The following is an 11,771-nucleotide window of genomic DNA, read 5'->3' as shown; positions in this document are numbered from 1 at the left end:
TTATCAAGCATGTGGTGCCGGCGTTTCGGTGAGCGTCCGAAATTTAGTGTTCGATAAATGAAAAACGCCCCGGGTGATTTGGGGCGTTTTTTGTTTTGGCCGGAGTCGCTCGAGTTAAACGTCAGTTCATGAGCGCGGGCGACACTCGGCCACTGTCGAAGAGCTGCTTGAATATCTCCACGACAATCTCAAAATTTGAGCAGATGGCTGAACCAGCAACGGCGTCGCCTTGGATATGCATGATTCCGCCACGATTTTTATCACCGCAAAATACTTTGACATCGTAGTCATCGCCATCATCAACGCCGAGAGTCAGTGCGTACTTGCCTGTCTCTGCAACAACCTGCAATGTCAAGAGTTCGAAGCCTGCTAATTCTTCAATATCCAGGGTTACACTCCCCAAATTTCGGCAGGACTCTTCAAGGTGCGCAACGACATCATTCCAAGATGGATCTCTTTGCGTGCCACCTTCACAGGTTCTGCCAAAACCGACCGTCCAGGAGAGAGAGCGCTTCATATTATTTCACCTCTTTTACTGATTTCATTCCAGGGCGCCAATAAAGCGTTTTACCTGTCGCAAGCTCTTTGATGGTAAGTGAGGACAGGCCAGACTCGTTAGCCATTGCAGCAATGTCTCCACGGCAGAACCCACATACTGCCTTTCCAGATACCCTGAGCTCCATGCTCGCCCCGACCGTTTTCCCTGCAGTGAACGCCTGCTGGATCACACCAATTTCTGCATGTGCATCAGCCATATTGCCATTTGGGAGAACTTTCTTGGTGGACGTCGCTTTGGTCGTGACTCGATTAGAAATTAGCGTCGGTTCATTGGCATTTGCTAATGATGGTGGACGAGCAGTCTGATTTGTATCCTTGAATATCTCCCCGCCGATCCTCCCTTCAGCAGTTACGGCTGGGGCGAGCTTCAACACATAGCCACCAAGTGCCAGCGCCATATTCAGCGTAAGGTCAGCCCAATAGCTTGGCTCACCCAGCATGTAGCCATAATGATCCATTGCACCCGAGAAATCACCGGTTTGCACTCGTTGTATTGATGACGCAACGTCTAGGCTCCAAGAAGGTTGCGAGAGGTAGTTTTCCTTCCAAGCCGGGGGTAGCTTGCTGAAAATCGCATACTCAGCAGGTTCCATAATCACCCTGGGCTGATTGTCCGGCCCGAGGATCGTATACCCCACCGCCACGCCGGAAGCGTCGATATTCTCGACTACGCCCTCCCCAATACTTCGCGAAGTGACCCCGGCCATTTTAAGGATAGTGGAGCAACCGAATCCGGAAGGATTGGCTCGACACGCATCGTAGTCCTTTCCAAAGTCATCCCAATGAGCTTGGTAGTTGTAGGTTGTAGCATTGCCCGCCACGGTCGAGGCAATCCCCGCATCACCACCTGAAAGAGTAGCGCCGAGCACACCCACAATTTGTGAAAGTGCTAAAAGATTGGCTGATGCTTGGTTATATTCCGGCGTTCCTTGAACGAGGTTCGAAGGTAGTAACTTGTCACCCAACAACCCAACGAGCACCTCGTTGGCTCCGCCAGCAATTGCCCCGGTTCGGAAATCCCCACCCATGGCTTCAGCCAGCAAGCCACCTAATGCCGCGTGAAGAATTATCTTTTCGAAACTTCCATCGACGAGAGGAAGGTCTCCAATCTTCCCCGCACCAACCGCCCCACCAATACTGGCCGCCGTACCTGCAGCCGAAGCTGCGAGATTATCCTGCAAGCTACCACCATAAACTGCGGTTCTTATCAGAGCATCGGCGGTTACTTTGATGGCGATCAGTTTGAAGCTATTAGAATCGAACCCTAGCGCCCCTGGATCGTAGTTCAGCCCATCGGCAACGCCTGCCGTCGCAGCCGCTACGACGTAACTTTTTAATGCATCTTTCGAGGTAACATCCTTCAGCACTTCGCCCAGGTTGCCCCGATTATCAATTGTACTGACAGTTGCCTTTGTCGCTGCCGTGATCGCTAAACCCTGCAGCATCGTATTCATGCCCGCCATCATCGGACCGAGAACTGCGGCCATCGCGATAGCGATGATCAACTGCGATGCCGGCCCCAAACCCGACGTTTCGTACTTAAACGAGTCATGAATTTCTTTGACCTGACGCCAATCTACATCGCCACGCGCTTCCGCATCCTTTAGCCATTGAAGCTGAGGGTCCGCCTTTACCATCGCATCAATGGTTTGGCTAACGCTTTGCTGATCGACCTGTTTAATGTCAATTTTCAGGCCTTCAACCGCGTTGATAGTAAGTTCGCCAGCAGCAAACAAACTGCTTTGTCGCAGTGTTTCGTCGGTATTCCCCTGTCCTTTCGAAGCAGTCCAGAACGCATCGCCTTTGCTCTTGGTATGACTTTCATCATGGAGGTCCTTTACCCCCTGAAAGTAAATCTCTCCCCCACTATCCAGCGTTATGTCTTTGCCGCTTTCTATCTTCGCGGCCTGATACCGCTGGTCTCCTTCACTGACGAGTGTCACGTCACCACCCGCCTTGATCTGGCTCCCCACATGAGTGATCTGGGTGACTTCGTCACGCTGCATCTTATTTGCGCCGAAACCACCCTTCTCCTTCATATCGTAAAGGGTGTAATCCTTGTTCTGCGCGGCCAGAAGGTTCAGGTCGTTGCCCGCGTAGACGTAGGCTTCGTTGCTCGCGCTGATCTTGCTCGCGACCAGTGTGGTGTCGCGGCCGGAGTTGGTTTTTACGTCGCCGCCAGCGATGAATTTAGCGGCTTTCTGGACGGTGTGGTTGTCCTCTTGGTGAACGCGTTCCCTGCCGTCCTTGCTGCGGGTTTCGACGTTGTGTTCATCGCCGGCCGAAACCAGATTCAGGTCACGTATTGCGTCGGCTATAAGATTGCCTTTGGCCTCAGCGGTGCTGGCGATGACATTAATGTCACGTCCAGCGTCCATAGTCAGGTTGCCACCGCTTTTCACCGTCGACGCAAGGTTTTCCACGGTGGTGGTGATGACGGAGCGATGGCCGCCATTGAACACTTCGTGCAGTTCGTTTTCGTTGCGCGTCGCCAGCAGGTTGATGTCGCGGGTAGCGCTCAGGCTGGCGTCGCCGCCGCTGCTGATTGAGGACGAATTGACCAGATCGTTGCCGGACTTAATGGTCAGGCTGTCGCGCGCAGTGATGTTGCCGCCCTCATCGACGAGGGTGCGCATGCCATTGCCGTCACGCACCGCGATGGCGGTACGATCGTTGACGATGTCGCCCTTGAGGCTGGTCAGTTCGACCTGGTTGCCACGGATTTCGCCGGCCAGTGCGTTGCGAATGCTGTCGGTGGCCATCAGCTTGATGCGCTCATTGGCTTCGACCAGACCGCCCTGATAGAGGCTGCCCTTCACATCGACAGAAACGTCTTTGCTCGCGCTCAAGGTACCGACGTTGACCAGATCGTTACCCGCCAGCAGTTCCAGATCGCGGCCCTGAATCAGGCTGCCGCCACGCACGTTGCGCGATTCGGCCTGGGCCAGGTAGAGCACAGGCACCAGCACTTTCTGGCCGTCGACGATACGTTCTTCCATCCAGACGATGTCGTGGGTCAGTGCGGCAACCTGCGCGGAGGTCAGGCTAACGCCGACCGACAGGTTCAGTTCGTTCTTGCTGGCGAGCGCGTTATCCATCAGGTAACGGAATTGCTCGTAGTCGTTCTCCAGGCCATTGGCGAGGAAACGCTGGCCCGTCTGGGCCATCACCGCATCACTGATCAGACGCGATTCGTAGCGACCATCGCCGAGGCGGCGTGCGGCTTCATCGGCGCTGAAATCGAGTTTGCCGAGCAGGTAGTCGGAACTCATGAACGCCGTGGTCTGGGTCAGCTCCGGGTTGGTTTCGATCAGGTAACGGCTCTGCGGATTGCTGCTCTGCACGAACATGCCGTATGGGCCTTTCGGCAGTCGGAACGTCGAAGACGCCGTCGGATCAACCGCCGCAAACGGCACACCTTTGAAGTCGACCGGAACAAAGCTGATCTGCTTCACGCCGTCGGCATCGACATGCTCGATGCGAGTCACGGCAGTCGGTGCCTGGACACTGGCATCAGTGCTGCGCTTGCCCAGATTGATGTTGATGCCACCGACCGCATCGGTCTGGTCGCTGGACAACGAGCCGGTCAGTTGGCCATAAGTGTTCTCGTACAGCGTGCCGTTCTGAATGCTGTTGGTCACATCCAGCTTGACCTTGCCCCCGGCCTGGAGCACCGCCGCGTAAACGTTGTTGCCGTTGTCATTCCATGTGGTGTCGTCGCTGGTTTGAGCAAAGCGCGAATCGCTGGAGCGGCTGACCAGTTCTTCGAAACGAGCTTCATCGAAATTACCCGCCGCAGTCGCCGCGTTGAAGGCCGGGATATCGATGAACTCCATCTGATCCCACAGGCTGTTGTCGATGTGCCCCGGCGTGCCGATCTGCACCACGCGATGGCCCGAACGCGACACCGCGCCTTTGTTCAGCAGGCTGTCGGCCGTAATGCTCAGATCACCATTCGCTGCCAGCAGGCTGTAACGGTTTTCCACCTGATTGGCGTGAATGGTCAAGTTCTTGCCGGCGACGAAACGCGCCGCACGGGAGTCTTTGAGAACCCGGTCGTCGAAGTCGGTGGTGATGGTGATGTAGCCGCGTTTCCAGCCGTCACCGCCGCCGCAATGCTGACCGCAGACCCAACTGAGGCTGCCGGACGACTGCCCTGAGGTCATCTCGAATTCCGCCTTGGCGTTTTCCACCGAGACCGCGTTGATGTCGATATCACCCTCGCCTTCGACGGTGCCCGACAGGTTGCTGAAGACTGCAGCACGACCACCACCGACCGCATCGAATGTCAGGTTGCCGCGGCTGTAGATGTCGCCATAGAAGTTGTTCAGGCTGTTGCCGTGCAGCTTCATCGTGCCGCCGCTGAACAGCAGCGTATCGGCACCGTTGTAAATGCCGTTGGCGGCGGTGAATTCGAGGTTACCTTGGGCGCCGAGGGTGCCTTCGTTGTTGATCTGCGCCGCCGTCACCATGAGGTTCTGGTTAGCGATGAGGCGGCCGAGGTTGTCCAGCGTGCCGCGCAGGGTCATGACGGTATCGCCACCGCTGACTAGTCGACCGTCCTGTTGAATCACGTCGTTGGCGTTGATCGTAAGCTTTTGCTGCGTCGAGACTTTGCCGCTGTTGAGCAGGTTCCCCCCCAGGTTCAGCGTCAGGTCACCATCGCTTGCCAATTGCCCGGCGTTGTTCAGGTTGGCGACATTCAGATTCAGTGTCGAAGCACTGGCGATCCGGTCGCCGGCGTTGAGCGTCAGGTCCTGCGCGCTGGTGTAAGTCAGCCCGCCGTTGAGCTGCCAAGTGCCGACGCCATTGACCGCGCCGACATCCCACACGCCCTTGCCCAGACCGGTGAGGCTGCCTTGGGTGCCGGTCAGTTGGCTCAGGTCCAGATCGAACAGACCCTGCGCCGCGTGGCGCACGTTGCCGCTGAGGTTATTCAGTTGCGCGCCGGACAGCACCAAATCCTGGCTGCCGATTTCAATCACGCCGCTCTGATTGTTCAGGTTCCCGGTCAGTTTGATCTGACTTGCGGCGCCACCTAGCGCACGGATCTGGCCGCCTGCGCTGTTATCCAAGCCGCCGGCAGTGAGTTTGAGGTTGGTGGCCGATTCGATCAGGCCGCCCTGATTGAGAATCTGCCCGACCGCTTCGAGGCCCAGTTGATTGCCACTGATCTCGCCGCCGCTGTTGTCCAGGCTGGTGCCGGTGAAGATCAGGTGATCCTTGCCGAACAGTTTGCCGGCGCGGTTGGTCAGACGGGTTACGGTCAGCGTCAGGTCATTGATCAGGCTGGAAATCAGCCCGGCCTTACCGTTGACTGCGCTGTTGTCGAGGTCGGCGCTGGTGATATTCAGCGAGTCGGCTTGCAGGGTGCCGCCCTGGTTCTGCAGACTGCCGGTACCCAGCGCCAATTCGGCGTGGCTGCCGCTGGCGAGGATGATGCCCTGCTGATTGAGCAGGGTCTTGCCGGTGATTTTCAGGCCGTCGCTGCCAGCGATGATTTGTCCGGCCGCGCTGTTATTGATCGCCGCGCTGGTGATGTCCAGACGCTTGCCTTGTAGGGTGCCGCCACGGTTGTCCAGCGAAGTGAGCTGATCGAGCAGCAGACGCTGATCGCCGGCATCGACCACACCGGTCAGGTTGCTGAATACACCGGCAATGTTGAGGACAACATCACCGCCGTTGCCGACGATGCCGCCCTTTTCATTGTTGCTAAGTTGAGTGGCGTTGATGTCGATGGTTTTGCCGAGCAGGACTCCGGCGCGGTTATCGACGACATCGCTTTCGATGTGCAGGTCGGCGTCGCTCTGGATCCGGCCCTTGTGGTTGAGCAGTTGCGATTGGCCCGGCGCGGTTTGCGTGAGGAGCAATCGCGCGCCATCGGCACCCGCCGCCAAAAGGCCGCTGTCACTGTTATCGAGGCTGGCGGCGTGCAGCTCCAGACCGTCGGCGATCATGCGCCCGCCACGGTTGTCGATGTGGCCGTCTTTCGCCACCATCCACAGCTGTTTTGCGGCAACGATACCGCCACGGTTATCGACCGAGCCGGCCTGAATGTCGATGTCAGCCTGACTGGATTGCAAGCGACCCAAGGCGCTGTTCAGGTGTTGCTGGACGACTAGCGTAAGCTGGCCGGTTTCGGCGCTGATCGTGCCGTCATTGTTGCCAGTAAGATTGCGCAGGTTTGCATCGACTACGCCACCGAGCAGTTTGCCGCTGGCGTTTTGCAGATCCTGCGCGGTCAGATTGAGGCGATCAGTGCCTTGAATCAGACCCTGGCTGTTGTCCAGATCTGCGCTGGTGATCAAAGTGTCAGCGGAGGAAATCGTGCCTTGGGCGTTGTCGAGCGCGCCAACGCTGGTCACCTCAAGGGTCTTGCCGGTCAGGCTGGCGTTGCGGTTGTTGATGCTCTGCGCGGCCACCGTCAGGCGTTCCGACGCCTGCACTTTGCCGTCGTGGTTATCCAGATCCTGCGTCAGCGTCAGTTCGGCTGTACCGTTTTCGGCACTGATGTCACCTTTGTCGCTGTTATCGAGGCGCGCCGCGGTGACCTTGATCTGGTCAGCCGCCAGCGTACCGCCCTGATTGAGCAATTCGCCGCCAGACACTGCCAGTGTGGTTTTCGCCTGAAGCTTGCCTTTGCCGTTGTCCAGACGCTCACGGGCGACCACTTTGGCGTCGCTCTGGCTGGCGCCGATCAGGCCGCTGCTGTTGTCGAGTTGGCGGGCATCGATGTCCAGGCGCCCGGCAATGATTTTGCCGTCGGTGTTTTTCACATCTCGGGCATTGAGCTTGAGACTGCCACCAGCGATTTCAATACGCCCGTGACGGTTGTCCAGGCTGTCGACGACCAGGCTCGCCGCTTGCCCATCGGCGAAGCGAATCAGACCGTTGAGGTTGACGATGGCCGGAGCGCTCAACGCCAGGCGATTCTCACCGTAAATGCGTGCATTGACCCCTTGGTTGACCAGTCGCGCAGCGTTGAGCGTGACGGTTTTTGCCTGGACGATGCCGTTCTGGTTGTCCAACACAGTCGCTGCCGTGGCATTCAGGGTGCGGCTGGCCAAGACACTGCCAGTGTTGCTCACGGTGGCGCTGTTGATCGACAGATCACCGGAGGCATTGCGACTGTTGTCGGCATTCACCCCGGCTTCGATCACGCCGTTGTTGGTCAGCTTGCCGCCGCTGCTCAGGCTGACGCCGTCGCGGGCGGCCAGGCTTTGGCGGTTGATCAGTTGCTCGGTGGTTTGCACGTTCAGTTGCGTGCCGGCGTACACCGACCCTTGAGCATCGAGGCTTTTCGCTCTGATGGCGACGGCGTTGCTGGCCGTGACTTTGGCCATGCTCAACTGGCCATTGACGTCGATCTGGATATCACCGGCGCTGGCAGCGAGATCGCCCGCCAGCTTCACGCCGACGCCCTGTTCGGTGCCCACCAGTTTGATCGCACCGGCATACATGCCGCCGAGCGCCGAGGAGTCGATGGCCAGTTGCGGTTTGGCGCTGCCATCGTCGGCGCGCGCGGTGGCGGCGAGGGTCTCGGCGTTGACGTCATTGCGGCCGGTGGTGATGTTGAGGTGCTTGGCGTGGATCTGCGCGTTGATCTGCGCACTGCGGGTGATGATTTCGAAGCTGTCGACGCTGCTCGCATCGAGGCCGGCGCCATCGATGGAGATGCTGCCCTGATCCACCTGAAAGTGATCCAGTCGACCGTTGTCGAGCACCGGTTTACCGGTGGTCAGCGTCACACGCGGGGTGTTGATGAAGCCGCAGCCGTTGCAACTGATGCCATAAGGGTTAGCGACGATCACCCGCGCCGACTGCCCTGCCACTTCGGTGTAACCGCGCAACTGGCTCGGGCTACCGCCATTGACTTCGTTGAGGATGGTTTGTGCCGCCGCACCGCGCAGGTTCGGATTGCCGAGGATGATCCCGCCCAGTTGCGTTGGTTGCGTGCGCGCTGTGGCGTTGTTGAGGATGACGCCCTGCGCGCCGACGTTGTAATCGTGAAACTGGTTATGCGACAGCCCACTGGCATTGGGTGCGGCGATGTTGACGATCGGCACGCCATTGCCCGCGCGATCCAGACTGGTGCCCGGCGCATTGACCACGATGCCATCCGCCTGCGCCCACATCGGTTGCCAGAACATGACGTTGGCCAGCAGGAACGCCAGGCCGCGTTTAGGCATGCCCCAGAAGTGCTCGCGCGGTTTGACGGCCGCAGAAGGTTGGCCGGCCATGAAGGTCAGGTGGCGAATGTCCATATCAGAATCTCGGGGCAGGCAAAAATTAAATGAAGAAATCCAGACGGAAGTAGATCGGCGCTTCACGCTCGGTCAGCGCATCCGGGCGTTCCAGAGAGTGCGCAAAGGTCACGCCGGCGGACAGGTATTTGCCACGGGCAAACAGGTCCAGCGAATTGCTCGACATGCGCCCGTGCTGATCGCCGTTGTAGCGACCGTTCTGGATCACACCCTGGTCGTAACCGAGGCTGGTGCCGTATTCGGAGAACACCGGTTGCAGCCATTCGATGGTCACCGGACGCGTCCAGCGCAGGTCATTGCGCCAGTAACCACCACTGTCGCCGGACAGCGACTGATCCTTGTAGCCACGGATCGACGACGAGCCGCCAAGGCTGGTGCGCTGCGGACTGAACAGCACGTCTTCACTACGCTGGCCGGTCATCAGGCTGCTGAAGCTGAAGGACTCGCCCCACAGTTTGAACGGCTGCAGGTAGCTCAGGGTGGCGGTGTATTTGCGATAGCGTGCATTCGGCTCACCCGGTCCCGGATCATGACTGCCTTGAGCGTCGAAGGCGCCAATGCCCTCCTGCATGCCGGCGTCAAAGTTGACGAAGGCACTGCCGACACGGCGACCGTGGTTGAAGCCGAACTGCGCTTCACTGATGCGGTTGCTGCTCAGTTTGAGTTTGCTGTCTTCGATGAAGTTGTTGGTGCGCAGGTACGACAGACCAGCGCTGAGCGAAGTCTTGCTGACAGCGTCGCGGTGGATCACCCGCTCGGCGCGCAACTGATGGTTTTCGCTGTCGCCGGTCTGTTTGAAGTTGTAGAGGTTGGCGGCGATTTGCGAGCGGTATTCGCTCTGGCTGTAGGTGTAGCTGAACGTCCACCAGCCCCACGGCAGGCTGTAATTGAGCATGGCGTTACGGGAGGTGTGCTGATGGTCGGTCATCGCATCGTGACCGCCACGCAGGCTCAACTGATCGGCCAGGCCAAGCGGGCTGTCCCAGTCAAACGTGGTGCCCCACTGTTGCTCACCGGTGCTGCGCTGGCCGTCGTTGTTGCGCGACAACCCGACTCGCCATGGCTTCTGCGGGGTATTGTTGACCAGCACTGCACTGCCACCGACGTTCTGGCCGGGCGCCAGCTCCATTTTTGCCTGATTGGATGGTAGACGATTGAGCTGATCGACCATTTGCTCGATCTCGCGCAGGTTGACCAGGTCACCGGTTTTGCCGGGAAAGGCCATGGCCAGTTCGCGCTCCGAGAGCTGGCTGTTTTCCGCGCCTTTCATGCCTTCGAGCTTGCCTTCGACCACCAGCACTTGCAGATGCCCGGTGGACAGATCCTGCTGCGGCAGGTAGGCGCGGCTGGTGACCAGGCCTTTCTCGATGTAGTGATCGGTGATGACTTTGAGCAGTTCGTTGAGCTGCGGCACACCGAGGCATTCACCGATATAGGGTTTGAGCAGACGAGTCTTGTCGCGCTCGGAAAGACTGTCGGCCCCTTTGAGTTCGATGTCTTTGATCGGGAAACAGCGGGTATCGGTGGGGGCTACCGGTTGCGCAGGCTTGGCGTCCTTGCCAGGCAAATCCTTGAGTTCTTCGAGGCGCCGCTGCTGCTCTTCGAGCAGGCGGTTCTGGCGGTCACGGATAAGGTCTGTGTCACCAGGAGTCGGTGCGGCGACGGCAATCTGAAGTGGAGACAGGCACAGCAAAGCTACGCACAACCTCGCCACGAGGGCGGGTGAGGACATGTTCGATCCCTCGAGACGAAAGTGACATCAAAATAGTGGCGCGATATTAGATGGCCATCATTTTGACGTCAAACTATCGTTTAAACCTTTTGTCGGTTTTGTATCAAGGATTGAACAAACGGGGCCGTTGCAGCCCCGCAATGTTTCTGACTGGCTTACCCGCGAACACGGTGCTCATCAAAGGCATAATCTTCCTGGCAATCCGCCGAAGGGCCTTTCTCCACATTGACGTAATGCACCGTGTCAGCATCAGTAAGCTTGTAGGTGTAAACATCAGGCGCAGCGACGCCATTGGTTCTCAGCACACTCTTGCCATTGGTAGCTGCCCAGGTGCCATGCTCGGTTTGCACCCTCTGTGTCTGCTCGGCGTCGCGGAAAAAGGTGATGGAGAAAGTACCGTCGGCGTTGAACTGGTTTTTCCAGGACATGAACTGGCATTTGCCGTTTTCGTCGCGCTGACCTTTCCATGAACCGACCAGCGATGGGTCAACGACCGGCTTATTAGTGGCGCAGCCAGACAATGTCGCGGCCAGAATAATAAGTGCCAGGGAGAGATTCCGTTTCACAGGGTGTTTCCTTTTTTCGATAAATTCAGTGCGCTGTGCATGCCGACTCAACTTTTTACGAGCGTGCGCTGCCGAGGCTGAGTAACGTCATAAACATGCTGTTCGCAATGCTCACCGCTGAACTGGAACTCCACCTGGTAGACCTTGCCACGCTCGGGAGTGAAAACAGTGGTCAGCGGCCCGCAGGTATAAATACCTCCCGTAACCCGGCTGTTCGAATACCCCGAAACCTCAAAGGGCTTGTCGGCATCCGCTTGTGCCTCCACTTGCGGGAAGCGCTTGACCGTGGCGCTGTTCGCCACTTCATTGAGTTTGGCGATCCAGCCGAAAACATGGCCCCGACCTGAATCGACGACGGTGCCAAGGACCTCCATTCGACGGTCAGGATCATCCGCGCGCCGGATGGAAAACTCCACCGGATGGGTGCCACCGGAGGCTTTCATGATGACCTTGGCGTGCTGGTCATCCGTTGCCACTTTGTTCTGGCCCAGTTGAACACCATCTTTCAGCAGGCTTGGAGAAGAATCCCGAACATTGGAATGGCAGCCTGCCAGCGTAAAAATCACAGCCAGAGGCAATAATGCGCGTTTATTCACGGACGAATTTTCTCGATTAAGGACGGGCGCCAGGAATGACATCAAAATAGTGGCG

General features: G+C 58.0%; 5 protein-coding genes. All 5 read right to left on the bottom strand.

The annotated features are described in order from the left end of the window. Window positions 1-121: 121 nt before the first annotated feature. The 5 genes from F8N44_RS27610 to F8N44_RS27590 all read right to left on the bottom strand — a co-directional run bounded on the left by F8N44_RS27610 (window position 122) and on the right by F8N44_RS27590 (window position 11,716). Window positions 122-517 (bottom strand): DUF6911 family protein, encoded by a 396-nt coding sequence (locus tag F8N44_RS27610; protein ID WP_150652151.1) that lies wholly within the window; start codon window positions 515-517, stop codon window positions 122-124. Window position 518: 1 nt separating this feature from the next. Then, window positions 519-8,822 carry a DUF637 domain-containing protein gene (locus tag F8N44_RS27605; protein ID WP_150652542.1) on the bottom strand — a complete coding sequence of 2,768 codons (8,304 nt, stop codon included), beginning with the start codon at window positions 8,820-8,822 and terminating at the stop codon, window positions 519-521. A gap of 25 nt (window positions 8,823-8,847) precedes the next feature. Next, window positions 8,848-10,554, bottom strand: coding sequence for a ShlB/FhaC/HecB family hemolysin secretion/activation protein (locus F8N44_RS27600; protein ID WP_150652541.1), 1,707 nt, complete (start codon window positions 10,552-10,554; stop codon window positions 8,848-8,850). 155 nt (window positions 10,555-10,709) lie between these two features. Beyond that, a complete protein-coding gene (locus F8N44_RS27595) occupies window positions 10,710-11,120 on the bottom strand; it encodes a lipocalin family protein (protein ID WP_150652540.1) in 411 nt (136 codons plus the stop codon). A 47-nt stretch (window positions 11,121-11,167) separates the two neighbouring features. Further along, a complete protein-coding gene (locus F8N44_RS27590) occupies window positions 11,168-11,716 on the bottom strand; it encodes a hypothetical protein (protein WP_095125771.1) in 549 nt (182 codons plus the stop codon). Between the last annotated feature and the right edge of the window lie 55 nt (window positions 11,717-11,771).

It is taken from the genome of Pseudomonas fluorescens (assembly GCF_902497745.1).
GTDB classification, from domain to species: domain Bacteria; phylum Pseudomonadota; class Gammaproteobacteria; order Pseudomonadales; family Pseudomonadaceae; genus Aquipseudomonas; species Aquipseudomonas fluorescens_BM.
This window is presented reverse-complemented; position numbering and strand designations above follow the sequence as displayed.